The organism is Lysobacter soli (assembly GCF_003382285.1).
Taxonomy (GTDB): Bacteria; Pseudomonadota; Gammaproteobacteria; order Xanthomonadales; family Xanthomonadaceae; genus Lysobacter_J; species Lysobacter_J soli.
Window position 1 is genome coordinate 102,848 of sequence record NZ_QTJR01000010.1, and the last position, 19,546, is coordinate 122,393.

General features: G+C 68.8%; 18 protein-coding genes. 11 read left to right on the forward strand and 7 right to left on the reverse strand.

The genetic code is table 11. The features are described from left to right. Nucleotides 1-63 precede the first annotated feature (63 nt). Nucleotides 64-1,341, forward strand: a complete 1,278-nt coding sequence (gene ubiM / locus DX912_RS13730) for a 5-demethoxyubiquinol-8 5-hydroxylase UbiM (RefSeq protein ID WP_220340810.1) — start codon at nucleotides 64-66, stop codon at nucleotides 1,339-1,341. A gap of 92 nt (nucleotides 1,342-1,433) precedes the next feature. Further along, complete coding sequence (locus tag DX912_RS13735) at nucleotides 1,434-2,480, forward strand: energy transducer TonB (protein WP_115843186.1); 1,047 nt, start codon at nucleotides 1,434-1,436, stop codon at nucleotides 2,478-2,480. An 857-nt stretch (nucleotides 2,481-3,337) separates the two neighbouring features. On the opposite strand, the gene DX912_RS13745 is transcribed toward DX912_RS13735, so the two are convergent. From DX912_RS13745 to DX912_RS13760, 4 genes are all read right to left on the reverse strand, one after another. Beyond that, nucleotides 3,338-4,513, reverse strand: coding sequence for an ABC transporter permease (locus DX912_RS13745; protein ID WP_115843337.1), 1,176 nt, complete (start codon nucleotides 4,511-4,513; stop codon nucleotides 3,338-3,340). 32 nt (nucleotides 4,514-4,545) lie between these two features. Then, a complete protein-coding gene (locus tag DX912_RS13750; protein ID WP_115843191.1) occupies nucleotides 4,546-5,292 on the reverse strand; it encodes an ABC transporter ATP-binding protein in 747 nt (248 codons plus the stop codon). A gap of 4 nt (nucleotides 5,293-5,296) precedes the next feature. Next, on the reverse strand, nucleotides 5,297-6,826 hold the full coding sequence (locus DX912_RS13755) for an alpha/beta hydrolase (RefSeq protein ID WP_115843193.1): 1,530 nt from the start codon (nucleotides 6,824-6,826) through the stop codon (nucleotides 5,297-5,299). 153 nt (nucleotides 6,827-6,979) lie between these two features. Then, complete coding sequence (locus DX912_RS13760; RefSeq protein WP_115843195.1) at nucleotides 6,980-7,771, reverse strand: ferredoxin--NADP reductase; 792 nt, start codon at nucleotides 7,769-7,771, stop codon at nucleotides 6,980-6,982. A gap of 90 nt (nucleotides 7,772-7,861) precedes the next feature. On the opposite strand from DX912_RS13760, the gene DX912_RS13765 reads away from it, so the two are divergent. From DX912_RS13765 to panE, 3 genes are read left to right on the forward strand one after another with little or no spacing between them, the layout of a single operon-like run. Then, a complete protein-coding gene (locus DX912_RS13765) occupies nucleotides 7,862-8,869 on the forward strand; it encodes an ABC transporter ATP-binding protein (protein WP_115843197.1) in 1,008 nt (335 codons plus the stop codon). Between the two features lie 26 nt (nucleotides 8,870-8,895). Continuing rightward, the gene (locus tag DX912_RS13770; protein WP_115843340.1) at nucleotides 8,896-9,672 is read left to right on the forward strand and encodes an ABC transporter permease; all 777 of its coding nucleotides are present in this window, start codon (nucleotides 8,896-8,898) and stop codon (nucleotides 9,670-9,672) included. After that, nucleotides 9,672-10,613 carry a 2-dehydropantoate 2-reductase gene (panE, locus tag DX912_RS13775; RefSeq protein WP_115843199.1) on the forward strand — a complete coding sequence of 314 codons (942 nt, stop codon included), beginning with the start codon at nucleotides 9,672-9,674 and terminating at the stop codon, nucleotides 10,611-10,613. The genes DX912_RS13770 and panE overlap by 1 nt, the downstream gene beginning before the upstream one ends. A 6-nt stretch (nucleotides 10,614-10,619) precedes the next feature. Here the strand turns inward: panE and DX912_RS13780 are convergent, their stop codons facing one another. Together DX912_RS13780 and DX912_RS13785 are read right to left on the reverse strand one after the other, a co-directional pair. Then, entirely contained in the window at nucleotides 10,620-10,967 is a 348-nt protein-coding gene (locus tag DX912_RS13780) for a winged helix-turn-helix domain-containing protein (protein WP_115843201.1), read from the reverse strand. Between the two features lie 54 nt (nucleotides 10,968-11,021). Continuing rightward, the gene (locus DX912_RS13785) at nucleotides 11,022-11,816 is read right to left on the reverse strand and encodes a TatD family hydrolase (RefSeq protein WP_115843203.1); all 795 of its coding nucleotides are present in this window, start codon (nucleotides 11,814-11,816) and stop codon (nucleotides 11,022-11,024) included. A gap of 39 nt (nucleotides 11,817-11,855) precedes the next feature. On the opposite strand from DX912_RS13785, the gene hrpB reads away from it, so the two are divergent. The 6 genes from hrpB (at nucleotide 11,856) to DX912_RS13815 (ending at nucleotide 18,495) form a co-directional block, all read left to right on the forward strand. Beyond that, the gene (hrpB, locus tag DX912_RS13790; RefSeq protein ID WP_115843205.1) at nucleotides 11,856-14,354 is read left to right on the forward strand and encodes an ATP-dependent helicase HrpB; all 2,499 of its coding nucleotides are present in this window, start codon (nucleotides 11,856-11,858) and stop codon (nucleotides 14,352-14,354) included. 28 nt (nucleotides 14,355-14,382) lie between these two features. After that, the gene (locus tag DX912_RS13795; RefSeq protein ID WP_115843207.1) at nucleotides 14,383-15,375 is read left to right on the forward strand and encodes a hypothetical protein; all 993 of its coding nucleotides are present in this window, start codon (nucleotides 14,383-14,385) and stop codon (nucleotides 15,373-15,375) included. Nucleotides 15,376-15,410: 35 nt separating this feature from the next. Then, nucleotides 15,411-16,247 carry a helix-turn-helix transcriptional regulator gene (locus tag DX912_RS13800; RefSeq protein ID WP_115843209.1) on the forward strand — a complete coding sequence of 279 codons (837 nt, stop codon included), beginning with the start codon at nucleotides 15,411-15,413 and terminating at the stop codon, nucleotides 16,245-16,247. A gap of 104 nt (nucleotides 16,248-16,351) precedes the next feature. Beyond that, nucleotides 16,352-16,489 (forward strand): hypothetical protein, encoded by a 138-nt coding sequence (locus DX912_RS18435; RefSeq protein ID WP_181902837.1) that lies wholly within the window; start codon nucleotides 16,352-16,354, stop codon nucleotides 16,487-16,489. Beyond that, nucleotides 16,489-17,385 carry an alpha/beta fold hydrolase gene (locus tag DX912_RS13810; RefSeq protein WP_115843213.1) on the forward strand — a complete coding sequence of 299 codons (897 nt, stop codon included), beginning with the start codon at nucleotides 16,489-16,491 and terminating at the stop codon, nucleotides 17,383-17,385. Before DX912_RS18435 ends, DX912_RS13810 begins: the two co-directional genes overlap by 1 nt. A 9-nt stretch (nucleotides 17,386-17,394) precedes the next feature. Continuing rightward, nucleotides 17,395-18,495 carry a saccharopine dehydrogenase family protein gene (locus tag DX912_RS13815; protein ID WP_115843215.1) on the forward strand — a complete coding sequence of 367 codons (1,101 nt, stop codon included), beginning with the start codon at nucleotides 17,395-17,397 and terminating at the stop codon, nucleotides 18,493-18,495. Between the two features lie 324 nt (nucleotides 18,496-18,819). On the opposite strand, the gene DX912_RS13820 is transcribed toward DX912_RS13815, so the two are convergent. Continuing rightward, nucleotides 18,820-19,485 carry a Fe2+-dependent dioxygenase gene (locus DX912_RS13820; RefSeq protein WP_115843217.1) on the reverse strand — a complete coding sequence of 222 codons (666 nt, stop codon included), beginning with the start codon at nucleotides 19,483-19,485 and terminating at the stop codon, nucleotides 18,820-18,822. Between the last annotated feature and the right edge of the window lie 61 nt (nucleotides 19,486-19,546).

Below are 19,546 nucleotides of genomic sequence, written 5' to 3' on the forward strand. Positions count from 1 at the left end.
GGGATCAATGCGCCGACATCGCTCCCGCGGGACAGTGCGCGCACTCCAGAACGCGGGCGCCGCATGCAGACCATCGAAACCGACGTGATCGTCATCGGCGCGGGGCCGGCGGGCCTGTGCCTGGCGCGGGCGCTCGACGTAAGCGGCCTTCGCGTCGCGTTGCTCGAACGCGAAAGCGAGGAGTCCCTGCGCGCCCCGAAATTCGACGGGCGTGAGATCGCGCTCACGCAGCGCTCGGTGCGGCTGCTACGCGATCTGGGCGTGTGGAGTCGGCTGCCGCCGGACGAATGCCATCCGCTCTGCGAAGCGCACGTGTTCGACGCCGGCGCGCGCGAGCCGCTGAAGGTCGGCGGCGGCGACGAACCGCTCGGCTGGCTGGTGCCGAACCACGCGATTCGGGCGGCGGCGTTCGACGCAGTGTCCGGGTCGCAGGATGTCGAACTCCATGCAGGCGTGCGCATCGCCACGGTCGAAGCCGACACGACCGACGCGTGTGTTCGACTGGAAGACGGCCGAAGTTTCGCAGCGCGCCTGATCGTCGCCGCCGACGGCCGCTTTTCCGAAACCCGGCGCCACCTGGGCATCCCCGCGCGGATGCACGATTTCGGCCGCGCGATGCTCGTGTGCCGCGTGACGCACGAGCGCCCGCACGACGACACCGCCTGGGAATGGTTCGATCGTGGCCAGACCTTGGCGCGCCTGCCGCTGGGGCGCGCCACGCCGTGCGGGCACCGGTCCTCCGTCGTGCTGACGCTGACCGGCGCGCAGATGCGAGACCTGCAGGCGATGGACGACGCGGCATTCGCAGGGGAAATCGCCCGACGCTTCCACGGACGCCTCGGTGCCGTGTCCAATCCCGGGGAGCGCCACGTGTACCCGCTGGTCGGCGCGTGGGCGACGCGCTTCGCCGGCACGCGCGTCGCGTTGCTGGGCGATGCGGCGGTCGGCATGCATCCGGTGACGGCGCACGGCTTCAACCTCGGGTTGCTTGGCGTCGAGCGCCTGGCCGCGGAACTGCGCGACGCGGCGGCCACGCGTGCGGACCCCGGCGATCCGGTGCGACTTGCCCGCTATGAGCGTGGGCACCGGCTCGCGACCGCGCCGCTTCACCTGGCCACACGGGGGATCGTCGCGTTGTTCACCGACGACCGTGCGCCGATTCGCGCACTTCGCGCGGGCGTGCTCCGCGCGAGCGCGGGATTCCCGCCGTTCCGGCGGCTGCTCGCCACGTTCCTGTCCGACCGGCCGCGCACGGGTCTACCCGGAAATCACCGCATTACGGCCCTGCGTGCCGCATCTGAACAGGGCGATGGGCGGCCCGGTCGCGCCGACCGATGGTAGGCTCCGATGGCCGTTCGCTTGACAAACAGGGGCCGCTCACGCGATCTAGTGCCTGTGTGCTCGTGACGGCGCACTTCAGGGGAGCTTTGCCAATGACGTTCGTTAATCCACAAGACCGGCGTTCGCGCCGACTGTCTGTCGTATCGCAGCTGTCCGTCGCGCTCGCCCTGTGCTGCGCGCTGGCGGCCTGTAACAAGGAAGAACCCGCCCAGCCCACCGCCGCCGCGCCGGCCGCCACCCAGGCTGCGCCTGCGGTCACGGCGGAAACCGCGGTGTCGGCCAAGGTGTCGGCGCTGACCGCCGACCAGCTGCGTGAAGCGGCCCGCAAGGCGTATGCCGAAAACCGCCTGTACGCACCGGCCGAAGACAACGCGGTGGAGTATTACCTCGCGCTGCGCGACAAGGCGCCGGGGGACGCCGCGGTGTCCAGCGCGCTGACCGACCTGCTGCCGATGACGGTCATCGCCACCGAGCAGAGCGTCAATCGCGAGGACTTCGCCGAAGCCCAGCGTCTGGCCGCCCTGCTCGAAAAGGCCGATGCCCAGCATCCGGCGCTCGCGCGCCTGAAGGCCAGCATCGCCGCCCAGCAGGACGCGTCGACCAAGCGCGCCGCGCAGCAGCAGCTGACCGCCGAGGAAGAGGCCAAGAAGAAGGTCGAACTCGAGAAGAAGCGCGTCGAGGACCAGAAGAAGCAGCAGGAAGACGCCGCCCGCCAGCTCGCCGCCCAGCAGGCTGCGACCAAGCAGGCCGACGACAAGGCAGCGGCGGACAAGGCCGCAGCCGACAAGGCCGCGGCCGACCAGCGTGCCGCGGACGCCCGCGCCGCCGAACAGCGTGCCGCCGCGGCCCGCCAGGCCGCCGCCGCACCGGCGTCGGCCGACGCGAGCGACCTGCGTCCGCTGTCGATGCCGCCGCCGCGCTACCCGCCGGAAGCCCTGCGCGCAGGGACCTCGGGCGAAGTGCAGGTCGAGTTCACCGTCGGCACCGACGGCTCGGTCACGGCCGCACGCGTGGTGCGTTCCAACCCGGCGCGCATCTTCGACCGCGAAGCGGTCAACGCCGTGCGCAAGTGGCGTTTCCAGCCGATCGACGCGCCGGTGACGACGCGCCGTACCATCGGCTTCAACCCGCAGAGCTGATCGCGAGGCGGCGGCGAAGGTTGGGGGACTGACGCCACCGCACGCGCTTCGCAAAGCAACGTTGTAAAACGAAAGGCCCGGCGCAAGCCGGGCCTTTCTCTTTTTTCCGTTGGGCACATTACGGACGCTCGCCTACCTCAGCTTCATCCGTCGAACGTCAATCCCGACCGTCATCCCGGCGAAGGCCGGGATCCAGGCCCGTAACCTCCGGGCACTCCCGTATCGGCGACCCACCTCACCGTCATTCCAGCGAAAGCTGGAATCCATCTTGCTTCAGTGTCCCACCGCAAAGCAGCAGCGCAGCGCAGTAAGGCACGGTTCGTTCACCGATGCGACTCCGTTGGCCCTCACCCCAACCCCTCTCCCGGTGGGAGAGGGGCCAAAAGCCGTCATCCGTCTGCTGTTGCTGTTGATCAGCCAAGCAGTTAGCTAGCCCCGAAGGGCGCCGCACAGGATGTGCGGCGGTGAGCGCTGAGCCATGGATGGCGAATCGCGAACGCGCCCTTTCTCCGTCCGGTCGCAGGATTGGGTTGGACTTGTACGCACTTTCTTTGGGTTACTTTTCTTTGTGCGAGCAAAGAAAAGTGACCCGAGCGCCGCAGGCGATCGGAAGCTTGGCTGGTGATCCTTCTTTGCTCTTTGACGCTGCGGGTAAAGCGTGGAAAGTCCTTGGATGGTGCCGCCATTCGGCGGCCCAGAAGCGGCCCGCCTTCGCGGGAATGACGAGCAACTTCGAAAGCAACGCAACACACCAGCGTCAGCAAGAACAACGCCATGAGGCAACGGCTACAGAAAACAGTAAAGCGGCGGGTAGACCAAACAACGCCGCAGCGCGCACCCACGCTGCGACCAAACCACTAACCCGAAATCGCCAACCGCTCCTGGTGGTAACGCCGCACCGCGACGAACCACAGCAATGCCGCCACGGCAAAGCCGGTGCCCAGGTAGATCCCCCAGGTCTGCATGTCGATGCCCTCGCCACGGATCACCTTCAGCAGCATCTGGTTCTGTGCGAGGAACGGCACCATGAACTGCCACGCCTGCGTCTTCACCGGGTTCACGATCAGCGCGATCGTCGGAATCATCGGCAGCAGCATCAGCCACGTCATGTGGCTCTGCGCTTCCTTCAGGCTCTTGGATGCAGCCGCGAGACACGTGAGCAGCGTCGTGCCGATGAACACCATCGGCAGCAGGATCAGCAGCATGCGTCCGATCGACGCGAAGCTCACGTCGAGCATGCGCCCCACGCCCGTGCTCATCTGCGCGCTGAGCTTGAACCCCACCAGCGTCAGCAGCAGCGACAGCAACCCCATCGCGCAGGCGGCGGCGATCTTGCCGCTGACGATCGCGCCGCGCGACGCCGGCGTGGCGAGCAGCGGTTCCAGCGACTGGCGTTCGCGTTCGCCCGCCGTGGCGTCCATGATCAGGTACGCGCCGCCGATGAAGGACATCAGGATCAGCAGGTACGGCATGATCGCGGCGAGCATCAGCCCGCGCTTGGCCTCCTCCGTCGCAAGGTCGCGACTGCCGACACTCACCGCGCGCACGACGGACGGATCGATGCCGCGCGCAAGCAGGCGCAGCGCGCCGACCTGACCGCCGTAACCTTCCAGCGCCGCGCGCATGCGCGCACTCGGGATCTCGCTGTCGCGACGCGTCGTATCGGCGACGATCTCCACCAGCGCCGGCTTGCCGTTACGCCAGTCGTTCGCGTAACTGGGCGAGATGCGCAGCGCGACGTCGAACTCCTGCCGCACGATCGCCGCGTCGACGTCGTCCGGCGCCTTTACCGCGCGGATGCCCTGCGTGGCGAGGAACGCGACGAGATTCGGCGCGCGCTCCATGCCGACGGTGGGCACTTCTAGCGTGCGATCCAGCTGCGTGCGCGCGCGCGATTCGGCCAGCGAACCCATGCCGATCATCAGCACCGGATACAGCAGCGGGCCGAGCAGCAGCGCGAGCGCGAGCGTGCGACGGTCGCGCGAGATGTCGAGCAGCTCCTTGCGCATCACCGACCACATCGTCGCGAACATGCCGGGACGCGATTGCTTCATCGAACCGGCGCTCATGCGTGCAGCCCCTCTTCCGAACCGATGGCCTTCACGAAGGCATCTTCGAGGTTCGCCTCGCCCGTCTGTTCGCGCAGCTCATGCGCCGTCCCAGCCGCGACGACCTGGCCCTTGGCGATGATGACGATGCGATCGCACAGCGCGGCGACCTCCTGCATGATGTGGCTGGAGAAGATCACGCAGCGACCTTCGGCGCGCAGCTGCTGCAGGAAGCCGCGCATCGCGCGCGTGGTCATCACGTCCAGGCCGTTGGTGGGCTCGTCGAGGATCACGTTGCGCGGATCGTGCACGAGCGCGCGTGCGATCGCGGTCTTGGTGCGCTGTCCCTGCGAAAAACCTTCGGTGCGCCGATCGAGGATGTCGTGCATCTGCAACGCATCGGCGAGCACCTGCGTACGCGCCTCGATGGCCTGCTTCGACATGCCGTGCAGTTCGCCGAAGTACGCGATGTTCTCGCGCGCCGTCAGTCGCTTGTATACGCCGCGCGCGTCCGGCAGCACGCCGAGCGCGCCGCGCACCGATGCCGGATCGCGCGTCGCATCGACGCCGTCGACCAGCACCTGTCCGGCGTCGGGTTTCATCAACGTGTAGAGCATGCGCAGCGTGGTCGTCTTGCCGGCGCCGTTGGGCCCGAGCAGGCCGGTGATCTCGCCATCGCGCGCGGTGAAGCGCACGCCTTCCACGGCGCGCACCGTGCCGGTCGGCGTCTTGAAACTCTTGTGCAGGTCCTGTGCGACGATCATCGCGTCACGGCTCCCATCCGTTGTATCCGGTGAACGGCGGCACGTAGCCGATCGTGTCGAGGCACTTTCCGTCCAGCGCCTTCGCGTCGAGCGATTCGACGAACTGTCCGACGAGCTTGGGCAGGCAGCCGGTCGCGCCCACGTTGTGGCCTTGCCCGCGCAATACGAAGTGGTGTCCGTTCGGCAGGCCTTTCAGCACGCGTTCGCCATAGGCCGGCGGCGTCACCGGATCGATCTCGCCCGACAGCAGCAGCGCGGGCACGTTGGAGCGCAGCGGCTTGTCGAACGCCGCCGGACGCGCGCCATGCGGCCACGCCTTGCATGCGGCGAAGAACGCGGGTCCGGTTTCCGCGCCCAGCACGGTGTCGGCATCGGCGGGATCGGGCGTGTAACGGTCCGCATCCTCGGCACAGATCACCGACCACTGCATCGCGCGCGACATGCGGCCGTCCATGTTGCGCGTGGCCAGCTGTGCCAGCGCCAGCAGCGGCGCGTATTCGCCGCGATCGGCTTCGTCGATGACGACCGGCATCAGCGACATCATCTGCGGCATGTACGAGAACATGTGCGTGAGGCCGACGACGGCGTCGGCGGTGAGCGTGTCGCGACGACGCTGCGCGGTGGCGGGATCGCGGAAATCCACCTGCACCGGCGCTGTTTCCAGACGTTCCTTCAGGCCGCGCAGCTGCGTGCGCAGATCTCGCGGATAGCGTTCGCGACAGCCCGGCAGCGACTGGCAATGCGCCGACTGCAGTTCGAGCGCGCGCTCGAACGTACGCGCGAATTCGCTACCGACCACGAGTTCATTCGGCAGGACGCCGTCGAGCACGATCGAACGCGTGTGCGTCGGAAACCGCGCCGCATACTGCTGCGCCACGCGCGTTCCGTACGACACGCCGACGAGATTGACCTGTTGCACGCCCAGCGCGGCGCGCACCGCATCGAGATCGCCGATCGCCTGCGTCGTCGTGTAGAAGCGCGGGTCTGCCTTGCCTTCCAGCGTTTTCGCGCAACGCGCGGCGTAGTCGGCGACGGCGGCGGCATCGACTTCCTCGTCCGCCGGCAGCGCGAGTTCCGCGCCGTTCGCATCGCGGCACACGAGCGGGCTCAGCTTGCCAGTGCCGCGCTGGTCGATAAGCACGATGTCGCGATGCTTGCGCACGTCGCGCAATGCGGCATCGACGTCGACCGCGTACTCGGTGGCCGCCTGGCCGGGGCCGCCGGCGAGGAAGAACACCGGATCGGGCGCCTTCGAGCCCTTGTCGCCGGCCGGAAGCCACGCAATGTTCAGCGGGATGCGGCGGCCGTCCGGCTTTGCCGGATCTTCGGGAACGTCCAGGCGCGCGCATTGCGCATCGATGCTGGAGGAGGCGAGTGCGCCGGACAGCGTGCAGGGCTCGAAGGCGATCGAGCCGTACATGCGTTTGCCGGCGTCGGCGTCCTTGCGCGACGCGCTGGCGTCATCGCGAGGCGTGCAGGCGGTGAGGCAGCAGATCGCCGCCAGTGCGGCGATCCATGCAGGAGACGTGCGCATCGGTTCCCTCGTCCGACGTGGAAGCCCCCAGCATGCCAGAGCCGGCGGGGAGTTTGATTGCACGTCGTATGGCGGATGGACGGCGCCGCGGCCTTCCATTGTCATCCCGGGGAAACGGCCGTAACGGGCCGGCGGGGCTCCAGGCGATTCGGGTTACTTGCTGCTGACGTACTTCTCTCGCCGCACCTGCGGCACCGGCAGCCCGTGGCCCTTCAGCGCTTCGAAACACGCATCGACCATGTTCGGGTTGCCGCACAGGTACGCGATGTCGCCGGTCGCATCCGGCGCGAACTCATCGAGGAACTGCTGCACATAGCCGTGGCGTACGTCGGCGTGCGCATGCGGCGAATCAGGCGCCGGCAGCTCGCGCGAGAAACAGGGGACGAAGCGGAAGTGGTCCGGGTACTTGCCCGCGAAGGCGCGGAACTCGTCGCCGTACAGCAGCTCGTCGGTGTTGCGCGCGCCGAACAGCAGCACCACGCGAACGCCGCGCTCGCGGATCTGCGCTTCCAACTGCGGCAGCATCGCGCGATAGGGCGTGACACCGGTGCCGGTGGCGATGAGCAGGTACCGCGCGTTCGCGTCGGTCGGCATCAGGCAGAAGCGGCCGAACGGGCCGCTCGCATCCACGTGTCCGCCGGCTTCCAGTCCCTCGAACAGCGCCGTGGCGGCGCCGCCGGGCACGTAGCTCACGGCGATTTCCACCGCTTCGCCCGGGCCCAGCGCGTGGTCGTGGATCGTCGCCAGCGAATAGCTGCGCTTGGTGGCGGTGCCATCGGCGTACTGGAAATGCACCTGGATGAACTGGCCGGGGATGAAATCCAGCGGCTGCCCGTCATCGCGCACGAACGTGTAATGACCCACGCTCGGGGCCAGCATGCGGCGGGAAACGAGCTTGAGCGGGAAATGCTGGATGGCCACGGCAGGTCCAGTGTGAAACGACATCGTGATGCAACAGTGTGTGGCCGGAGCGCCCACACGGGGGCGCCTATACTACCGTCTATCGCCGCGACGCCGCGGCGCAGGCCTTCACCGATGACCCCGGCAACCGCATCCCCGACCGCTTCCCCGAACGCGGCGCACGCCGCTCCCGCCCTGTCCGTGCGCGAGCTGCGCAAGACCTACGACAACAAGGTACAGGCGCTCAAGGGCGTCTCGCTCGACGTCGCGCCCGGCGACTTCTTTGCCCTGCTCGGCCCGAATGGCGCCGGCAAGAGCACGCTGATCGGCATCGTCAGCTCGCTGGTGAACCTGAGCGAAGGCTCCGTGTCGATCTTCGGCGTCGACCTGCAGCGCCACCGCGATGCCGCGATGCGGCTGATCGGCCTGGTGCCGCAGGAACTGAACTTCAACATGTTCGAGAAGCCCGTCGACATCCTCGTCAACTACGCCGGCTTCTACGGCGTGCCGCGCGAGGAAGCGTTGAAGCGCGCCGAGGTGGAACTCAAGCGCGCGCACCTGTGGGAGAAGGCGACGGTGATGAGTCGCACGCTCTCCGGCGGCATGAAGCGCCGCCTGATGATCGCCCGCGCAATGATGACGCAGCCCAGGCTGTTGATCCTGGACGAACCCACCGCCGGCGTGGACATCGAGATCCGCCGCGGCATGTGGAAGACGCTGAAGGAGATCAACGCCGCCGGCACGACGATCATCCTCACCACGCATTACCTGGAGGAAGCGGAGAGCCTGTGCCGCAACCTCGCGATCATCGACCGCGGCCGCATCGTCGAGCAGGGCCCGATGAAGGCGCTGCTGGCCAAGCTCGACGTGGAAGGCTTCCTGCTCGACATCGATGGCACATTGCCCGCGCAGCTGCCGCTGATCGAAGGCACCACGCTCACCGCGACCGACGACCACACGCTCGACATCGAAATGCCGCGCGCGATGGACCTCAACCGCGTGTTCGCCGCGCTGGGCGATGCGGGTATCCGCGTGCGCTCCATGCGTACCAAATCGAACCGACTCGAAGAACTCTTCGTCCGCCTGACGGGCGAGAACGCACAGGACGGCACCGCGCAGACGCCGCCGGAGCAGGTGGCATGAACGACATGACGCAGACCCATCACGAGATGTCCGCAACGCAGCGCAACCTCGTCGCGCTCGGCACCATCGTGCGCCGCGAAGTGAACCGCATCCTGCGCATCTGGGGCCAGACGCTGGTGCCGCCGGCGATCACGATGACGCTGTACTTCCTGATCTTCGGCGGCCTCATCGGCTCGCGCGTGGGCACGATGGACGGCATCCGGTACATGGACTTCATCGTGCCGGGCCTGGTGATGATGAGCGTCATCCAGAACAGCTACGGCAACATCTCGTCCTCGTTCTTCGGCGCGAAATTCGGCCGCCACGTGGAAGAACTGCTGGTCAGCCCGATGCCGAGCTGGGTGATCCTCACCGGCTACGTCGCCGGCGCCGTGCTGCGCGGGCTGATGGTGGGCGCGATCGTGCTGGTCATCGCGATGTTCTTCACCAAGGTGCGCCTGCCGCATCCGTTCGTGACGCTCACCACTGTGATCCTCGGCGCGACGATCTTCTCGCTCGCCGGCTTCGTCAACGCGGTGTACGCGAAGAAGTTCGACGACATCGCGATCGTGCCGACCTTCATCCTCACCCCGCTGACGTACCTGGGCGGCGTGTTCTATTCGGTGAAGCTGCTGCCGCCGTGGGCCGAGGCGATGACGCACGCGAACCCGATCTTCTACATGGTCAACGCGTTCCGCTACGGCCTGCTCGGCGTGTCCGACGTGCCGGTGTGGGTTGCGTACGGGCTGATGTTCGCGTTCGTGATCGCGCTGGCGAGCCTGGGCCTGTGGCTGCTCAAGCGCGGCGTGGGCCTGCGCAGCTGATGCGCATCCTCGTGCTCGGCGCCGGTGGCACCGGCGGTTATTTCGGCGGACGTCTCGCGCAATCCGGTGCGAACGTGACCTTCCTGGTGCGGCCCGCCCGCGCGGCGCAGCTGGATGCGAACGGGCTGCAGATTCGCAGTCCGCTGGGCGACGCGGATTTCCCGGTGGCGCACGTCACGGCCGATGCGTTGCCGGCGCTCGCGCAGGCACGACCCTTCGACACGGTGCTGCTCAGCTGCAAGGCCTACGACCTCGACAGCTCGATGGACGCCATCGCGCCCGCGGTCGGCGGCGACACATGGGTGCTGCCGATCCTCAACGGCCTGCGTCATTACGCGCCGCTGGACGAACGCTTCGGCGCGCGCAACGTGGTCGGCGGGCTGTGCTTCATCAGTGCGATGAAGGGCGCCGATGGCGAAGTGCGCCATCTCGGCCAGCCCGCATCGATCACCTTCGGCGAGCGCTCCGAACCGGCCGACAGCGAGCGCACGGCCGCGTTTGCCGCGCTGTGTTCGGCGGCGAACATCGACCACGTGCGTTCGATGCGCATCGCGCGCGAGCAATGGACCAAGTTCACCTTCCTCGCGACGCTCGCCGCCGCGACGTGCACGATGCGCGCGCCGATCGGTCATATCGTCGCCGCGCAGGGCGGCGACGCCTTCGTGCGCGGTCTGTACGCCGAATGCCTTGCCGTCGCGCAGGCCGAAGGCGAGCCGATTGATGCGAAGGCGCAGGAGACCGCGCTCGCCACGCTCACCGCACCCGGGTCGCCGCTGAAAGCGTCGATGCTGCGTGACCTGGAAGCCGGGCAGCCGGTGGAGGCGATGCAGATCGTCGGCGACATGGTGTTGCGCGCTCGCGCGGCCGGCATGGAGGCGCCGCTGTTGTCGGCGGCCTGGGTGCACCTGCAGGCGTACGAGGCGGGCCGGATCGCGGGCTGAAGGCGCCTAGCCGTCCGGCCGGTCGAACCGGTACCCGTAACCCCGCACCGCGTGCAGATAGCGCGGCTGGTGCACGTCATCTCCGAGCGCGGCCCTCAAAACACCGACGATCTGCCCCACCGCGCCGGGCGGAACCCGGCGATGGCCCCACACCTCGTCGAGGATTTCCTCCGGCGAGAACACCTGGCCCGGTGACCGCGCCAGCAGGCACAGCACCGCGAAGGCCCGCGGATCCAGCGGCTGCTCCTCGCCGGCCCGAAGCAGGCGCCGCCCGTTCAGGTCGATGGCGATGTCGTCGAAGACGAGCAGGGGCGGGTCGGGGCAGGTCATCGTGCGAAGGGTCAGGTCACCCATACCGATACGGGACGTGATGCCGGACGCGGCCCCCTACCGCGCCCGACCGACGTTTCAGCGTTCCGGCAGGCGGAAGAACGCCCGGGCCGTGGCGGTGGTCAGCGCCGCGGTCGTCGCCACGTCCTCGCCGCGATCACGCGCCAGCTCCTCGACGATGTGCGCCAGGAACATCGGCTCGTTGCGTCGGTGCGACGGCGCCGGCTTGATCGTGCGCGGCAGCAGGTACGGCGCGTCGGTCTCGATCATCAGCCGGTTGGCCGGAATGTGGCGCACCAGTTCGCGCAGGTGCTGGCCGCGCCGCTCGTCGCACAGCCAGCCGGTGATGCCGATGTGCCAGTCGCGATCGAGGTAATCGAACATCTCCTCGCGCGTGCCGGTGAAGCAGTGCACCACGGCCGGGCCGAGGCGCCCGTCGAAGTTGCGCATCATCGACATGAAATCCGCATGCGCGTCGCGCTGGTGCAGGAACAGCGGCTTGTGCGTCTCGGCGGCGATCTGGAGCTGCATCTCGAACGCACGCCGCTGCGCCGGGCGCGGCGAGAAATCGCGGAAATAATCCAGCCCGCACTCGCCGACGGCGACCACTTCGGAATGCGTGTGCAGCTCGCGGATCTCGGCGTCGCACTCGGCCGTGTATTCGCTGGCGTGATGCGGATGCACGCCCGCGGTGGCGAACAGCTCGCCCGGATGCTGCTTCGCCAGTTTCAGCGCGAGCGGCGAATGCTCGCGGCTGGCGCCGGTGATGACCATTTGCACCACGCCGGCCTCGCGCGCGCGGGCGAGCACGGCGTCGCGGTCGTGGTCGAAGGAGTCGTGGGTGAGGTTGGCGCCGATGTCGATCAAATCCATGCGCGAAGTCTAGCCGAGCGTGCCGTTTAGACTGTCGGCGTGACGCGCACCGACTTCCCCATCGACCCCCTGCTGCCGCAGATCCGCGCCAGCCTGGCCGACCATCCCCGCCTCGTGCTCGAAGCGCCGCCCGGCGCCGGCAAGACCACGCAGGTGCCGCCGGCGCTGCTGGACGCGCCGTGGCTCGCGGGCCGCAAGATCGTGATGCTCGAGCCGCGTCGCGTGGCTGCGCGCGCGGCGGCGCACTTCATGGCGCGTCAGCGCGGCGAGGACGTCGGCGGCACGGTGGGTTATCGCATCCGTTTCGAGAACCGCGTGTCCGCGCAGACGCGCATCGAGGTCGTCACCGAAGGCATCCTCACGCGCATGCTGCAGGACGATCCGATGCTCGAAAGCGTCGGCGCGCTGCTGTTCGACGAATTCCACGAGCGCCATCTGTCGGCCGACCTCGGCCTCGCGCTCGCGCTCGACGTGCAGGCCGGCCTGCGCGAGGACCTGCGCATCGTCGTCATGTCGGCGACGCTCGATGGCGAACGGCTGGCGGTGTTCCTCGACGCGCCGCGGCTGAGCAGCGCCGGGCGCAGTTATCCGGTTTCGATTTCCCACTTCGCCGCGCGTCGCGACGAAGCGCCCGAGCACCAGACGCGCCGCGCCGTCGAACATGCCCTGGCGCAGCATCCCGGCGACGTGCTCGTCTTCCTGCCGGGGCAGCGCGAAATCGCGCGTGTCGACTCGCTGCTCGCCTCATCGGCCGATGCCGACGTGCTCACGTTGCACGGCGAGCTTCCCGTCGAGGCGCAGACGCGCGTGCTGCAGCCCGATCCCGAGGGCCGGCGTCGCGTGGTGCTCGCCACCAACGTCGCCGAATCGAGCGTCACGCTGCCCGGCGTGCGCGTGGTGATCGACTCGGGGCTCGCGCGCGAACCGCGCTATGACCCCAACAGCGGCTTCGCGCGGCTGGACGTGGTGAACATCGCGCAGGCGTCCGCGGACCAGCGCGCCGGTCGCGCGGGGCGCGTGGCCGAGGGTTGGACGTATCGGCTGTGGCCCGAGTCGCAGCGGCTTGAACCGCAGCGTCGGCCCGAGCTGGCGCAAGTCGAGTTGGCCGGCCTCGCGCTCGAACTCGCCGCGTGGGGCGATGCCGACCTGCGTTTCGTCGATGCACCGCCGCCCGGCGCGCTCGCGGCGGCGCGCGAATTGCTGCACCGGCTCGGCGCGCTCGACGGCGGTTCGATCACGCCGCTGGGTCGGCGCATGCTCGCGCTGGGCACGCATCCGCGACTGGCGGCGATGCTGCTCGCGCCGAAGGATGCACGGGAACAGGCGCTCGCCTGCGACCTTGCCGCGCTGATCGAAGCGCGCGATCCGCTGCGCTCGCGCAGCGATTCGGTCGCCGAACGCTGGCAGGCGCTCGCCGCTTTCCGTGCGGGCCGTGTCGCGCCCGATGCATCGCGTTCCTCGCTCGCCGCGCTCGAACAGGCGGCGAAGCAATGGCGCCGTCGCCTCCGCCTCGATGCCGCGCCGCCGCCGGATGCGCCATCGCATCAGCTTGGCGACGTGCTGCTGCACGCTTTCCCCGACCGCATCGCGCGCCAGCATCCGTCCGATGCGTACCGCTATCAACTCGCCAACGGCCGGAGCGTGAAGCTGTTCGACGACTCCACGCTCTACGGCGAGCGCTGGATCGTGGTGAGCGAACTGCGCGACGAGGCCCGCGATGCGCGCGTGCTGCGTGCCGCGCCGCTCGACGAGGCGCGGCTGCGCGAGGACTTCCCGCAGCGCTTCGTCACCGAGGACCGCGTGGTGTGGGACACGAACACGCGCGGAATCGCGGCCATGCGCGAAACACGCTTCGACCGCATCGTCATCGAAAGCAAACCGCTCGCGAAACCCGATCCCGCCCGCTACGCCGACGCGCTGGTCGACGCCGTGCGCCAACTCGGGCTGCGCGCGTTGCCGTGGACGCCCTCGCAGCGCCAGTGGCGCGATCGCGTGCGCTGCCTGCGCGCATGGATGCCGGAGCTCGACGGATTGCCCGATCTCTCCGACGCCGCACTGCTGGACTCGCTGGACGAGTGGCTCAAACCCGCGCTCACGGGCAAGACGCGGCTGGACGCGCTCGACGAGCAGGCCTTCGGCGAAGCGCTGAAGTCCATCACGCCGTGGGCGCTGCGGCAGAAGATCGATGCGCTGGCCCCGATGCGGATCGTCGTGCCCTCCGGCATGGAACGCGGAATCGAATACGCGTACGACGACGAAGCCGACGCGCCGATCGCCCCTGTATTGGCGGTGAAACTGCAGGAACTGTTCGGCCTGGCCGATACGCCGCGCATCGCCGACGGGCGCGTGCCGCTCACGCTGCATCTGCTGTCGCCCGGCGGGAAGCCGCTGCAGATCACTCAGGACCTGAAGGGCTTCTGGGACCGCACATACCCGGAAGTGAAGAAGGAAATGAAGGGGCGCTACCCGAAGCACCCGTGGCCGGACGATCCGTGGAGCGCGACGGCGACGCACCGGGCGAAGCCGCGCGTCAGGTGAGCGGCCAAAGCCCCGCTAAACTCGCCCCATGACCACCGCCGCGATCGACAGCCCCGACTTCCTGCCCTTCAGGCTCGACCTCGTCGGTCGTCGCGTGCTGTGGTTGCGACTGGACGAGGCGCAGCGGCGCGAGGCGGCGTTCCTCGACGACCGCGCGGTGCCGCCGAATGCCGAAGGCGGCTGGGCACCGCTCGAATCGCTGCTGTCGCGCGTTTCCGACGAACCAGCACCCGCGCACGCGATCTTCCATATCGGCCACTGCGGCTCGACGCTGCTCAGCCGTTTGATCGACACCTGGCCCGAGGTGCAGGGCCTGCGCGAGCCGCTGCCGCTGCGCACGCTCGCCGATGCGTGGCCGATGCTCGACGAGGCGATTTCCCGCCTGTCGCCGGACGAAGCGGAAAACACGCTGCGCGCGCTGTGGGCGCGCTGGTCGCGCGCGCTGCCGCCGCATGCGCGCAGCGTGGTGAAGGCGACCAGCAGCTGCAACGGCCTGATCGCGCCGTTGCTGTCGCAACAGCCGCGCATGCGTGCGGTGCTGATCGACATGCCGCTGCGGCCGTACCTCGCCACCCTGCTGAAATCGCCCAACTCTGTCTTCGATGCCGCGAGCGCCGCCGGCGAACGCCTGCGTTACCTGCACCAGCACGGCGTCGCGACGCATCTGTCGCTGCACCAGATTCCGGTGCATCGCCAATGTGCGCTCGGCTGGCTCGCCGAGCAGATGCGCTTCGACGCGCTCGACAAGGGCCGCCACGGCGAGCGCGTGATTCGCGTCGATTTCGAATCGCTGCTCGACGAACCCGCGCGCGAGCTGCACCGCGTCGCCGCGCATTTCGAGCTGGATCCCGCGCGTGTGGACGAAGCGGTCGCCTCGCCCGCATGGGGGCGCTACTCGAAGGCGCAATCGCACGGCTACGGCCGCGAGGACCGCGCGCACGACCTCGCGCTGTCGATGCAGAGCTTCGGCGCGGACATCGCCGACGCCGAAGCGTGGGTCGCGTCGATCGCCGCCACCTGACGGCTCCACGACCCGCTTCGCGCTAAGCTCCGCCCATGTCGGAGTTCTCCGTCCATACGCTGCTCGACACCGGCACCGTCAAGGTGCGCGACGTGTTCTGCGCCGGCACGTGCCGGCACCGCAGCGCGGAGGAATGCGCGGCCAACACGCACCTGGTGTTCCCGTATCGCGGGCTCTACGCGCGCCACGTCGGGCAGGACCAGTCCGTCGCCGATGCCAACCACGTGCTGTTCTTCAACGCGGGGCAGGGCTATCAGGTCAGCCATCCGGTCGACGGCGGCGATGCGAGCCTCGTGCTCGCCGTATCGCCGGGCCTGCTGCGCGAACTCTCGCCGCGCGAACTGCTCGAACGTCGCGATGACCTCACGTACCGCCTGCAATCGCTGCGCATCGACCCGCGTGCACAGGCGCTGGTCGCGATGCTGCGCCACAGCCTGCGTCACGGCGGCATCGAGCCGCTGGAAGCCGAAGTGCTGGCGGTGACGCTGATCTCGCGCAGCCTCGGGCCGCGCACCACGCACGAAACCACGGCGACGCAAGGCCGCAGGCGACTGGTCGATCGGGTGAAGGTGCTGCTCGCGAGCGATCTCGGCCGGCAGTGGAAACTCGCCGAGATCGCCGAACACATCGGCGGATCGCCGGTGTACCTGACGCAGGCCTTCGCGCAGGTCGAAGGCATTCCGCTGCACCGCTACCACCTGCGGCTGCGCCTGGCGCGCGCGCTCGATCGGCTGGGGCAGGCCGAGGACATGTCGGCGCTGGCGCAGGACCTGGGCTTCTCCAGCCACAGCCATTTCAGCGCGGCGTTCAAGCAGGCCTATGGCCGCACGCCGACCGCGTTCCGCGCCGCGGCGCAGGTCAAGAGCGCCTGACACGCCGCCGCGTAGCCGATCGCTAAAGATTCCGACAGCGCCGCTTTCGCCCGGATCGTCCAATGGCCCTGCCCGGAATTGCCGGGCTCCCAATGGAGCGTGTCATGAGCGAGAACACCTGTGCCGTCTGCGATTACCCGCTGGACGAGAACCGCGTCGAGGTGACCATCGGCGGGCGGACCGTCGAGGCCTGCTGCGAGGAATGCGCGCAGAAGCTCCGCGAAGCCGAGCGGAGCGCGTGATGGACGCCGCCACCTTCTTCGCCGCGCGCCGGACGGTGCGCACGTCGTCCGGCACGATCGGCTATGTCGAGCGCGGCACCGGACCGGTCGCCCTGTTCGTACACGGCGTGCTGCTCAACGGCTACCTGTGGCGGCACCAGCTGGAGGCGCTGTCCGACGTGCGCCGCTGCATCGCGGTGGACCTGCTCGCGCACGGCCACACCGATGCCGCCGACGGGCAGGACGTGTCGGTCACGGCCAACGCGCACATGCTGGCGCAGTTCCTCGACGCGCTGGGCATCGATCGCGTCGACCTGGTCGGCAACGACAGCGGTGGCGGCATCTGCCAGATCTTCGCCGCGCTCTATCCGCAGCGGCTGCGCAGTCTCACGCTGACCAACTGCGATGCGCACGACAACTGGCCGCCGGAGGCGTTCGCGCCGTTCGTGGCGATGGTGGCCGATGGCGGACTGCCCGGCACGATCCAGGCGATGGTCGACGACAAGTCGGTGTACCGCGCGGCGCTCGCGCCGGCGTACGAACGCCCGCAGGACGTGTCCGACGCGACCATCGACACGTACCTGCAACCCTTCGCCAGCGACGCGCGACGGCTGAAGCAGCTGGAAGCCTTCGCCAACGCGTTCGACTGCCGGCACACGCTGGCGATCGAGGACGGCCTGCGCACGTTGCGGGTGCCGACGCTGATCGCGTGGGGTACGGACGACATCTACTTCCCGGTGGAGTGGTCGCACTGGTTGCAGAAGGCGATCCCGGGCACGACGCGGCGCGTGGAGTTCGAGGGCGCCCGCATCTTCTTCCCGGAAGAACGGCCGGACGACTTCAACCGCGAACTGCGCGCGCATCTCGAGGCAACGCTCGCGTCGGCGCCGCGCACGCGCGACAACGCAACGGCATAGGACGTCACGATGGAACTTCGCAACTCCGGTACGAATGCGCCCGTCGTCGTGTACGGCGCCACGGGTCACACGGGCCGCTTCATCGTCGCCGAGCTGCTGCGTCGCGGCCGCACGCCGGTGCTGTGCGGCCGCGATGTGGTGAAGCTGGCGGAGATGGCCCGCTCTTACCCGGGCCTGCTGTGCCACGTCGCCACCATCGACGATGCCGCCGCGCTGGACACGGCGTTGCGCGGCGCCAGCGCGGTGATCAACGCGGCCGGACCGTTCCTCGATACCGCCGCCCCGCTGCTCGACGCCGCGATTCGCAACGGCGTGCACTACTTCGACACCAGCGCCGAGCAGGGCGCCGCCGTGCACGTGTTCGACCAGGACGCGCGGGCGAAGGCGGCCGGGATCGTCGCGATGCCGTCGGTCGCGTTCTACGGCGCGTTAGCGGATCTGCTCGCGACCGCGGCGATGGACGACTGGGACGGCGCGGACGCGATCGATATCGCCGTTGGCCTGGACGGCTGGCGTCCCACGCGCGGCACGCGCATCACGGGCGAGCGCAACCGCGCCGTGCGATGGATCGTGGAGGGCGGTGAACTTCGTCCGCTGCCCGATCCCGCGCCGACGCGCGACTGGGACTTTCCGGCACCGTTCGGCACGCAGGAAGCGGTGATGCTGACCTTGTCGGAGATCGTCGCCATCGCGCGCCACCTGCGCAGCGAACGCGTGCGTTCGTACATGAACCTGGCGCCGTTGCGCGACCTGCGCGATCCCGCCACGCCGCCGCCCGTCGCGGCGGACGAACGCGGACGGTCGTCGCAGCGGTTCTTCCTCGATCTCCGGGTCGAGCGCGGCGATCGCGTGCGTCGTGCGACCGCGAAGGGGTTCGATATCTATGCAGTGACTGCGCCGCTGATCGTCGAAGCGCTGGAGCGCGTGTTGTCGGGCGAAGTGGCGAGGGCGGGCGCATGGGCGGCGGGTGAGGCATTCAATGCGGTCGGCTTCCTCCGCGCGCTGGCGCCGGAGCATTTCGCGTTCACGTTGGCCGAGGAAGCCGATGCGAGTGAGCTCGCGACGTCTCGCGTGCCTGTGGCCGATGGGTTCCAGCTTTCGCTGGAATGACGGCGACGTGGTTCGCCGTGCAGGGAGTGCCCGGGCGTTATGGGCCTGGGTCCCGGCCTTCGCCGGGATGACGGGTTTAGCCCCTCTCCCATCGGGAGAGGGGTTGGGGTGAGGGGCAACGAAGCGGGTGCGGTGACCGGCGATTGCCTGACAGCGCTGCGCTGTTGCTTCGCTTGGGCTTAAACGCCGCTTCGAAAATCAAAATGGATTCCAGCTTTCGCTGGAATGACGACGGCGTGGTTCGCAGTGCAGAGAGTGCCCGGACGCTATGGGCCTGGATCCCGGCTTTCGCCGCGATGACGGCTCAAAGCCCAGATGCGGCGCTTACGTATCCGCCCACATCCGGAACAGATTCGTCCGCAGCGACTCCAGCAACACCTGCAGGCGCTGGCGATCGCCCCCGCTGGCGGCCAGGCCACGGGCTTCCTCCAGCTGCACCAGCAGTTCGCGCTGGTTGCTGTCGGCGACCCAGCTCTGCAGCCAGGTGATCGCGGCGATGCGCACGCCGCGCGTCACTGGCGTGACGCGGTGGATCGTGGTGGACGGATACAGGATCGCGCTGCCCGGCTCGAGCTTGTACGCCAGCTCCTGCGCGCCGAGCTGGATGGTCAGCTCGCCGCCGTCGTATTCGGACGGATCGTTCAGGAACAACGTGCACGACAGGTCGCTGCGAATCGGCGGCGTCGACGGAAACAGCGCCTCGTCCACGTGCCAGCCGTAGTTCATCCCGGGCTCGTAGCGAACCACCGTGGTGCGCGCCATCGTGCGCGGCTGCGCGAACACGCGCAGTTCGCCGAACCGCATCAACGCATCGCGCGCGATCAGCGCGATGCGCTGGTTCGCCGGGTCTTCCTGCGGCGCCTGCAGGTTCTGCTTGATGGTCGAGTCGGGATTGGTGATCCGGCCGTCGGCGAAGCGCACCTGCGGCAGCAGCTCGCGTACCGCCTGCAATTCGGCCGCGGAGAGCACGTTGGGCAGGATGCGGATCATGGCGATGCGTGCTCGACGGTGGTGGCGGCCATCATCGGCATTCAGCCGGGGGCGGGCAACT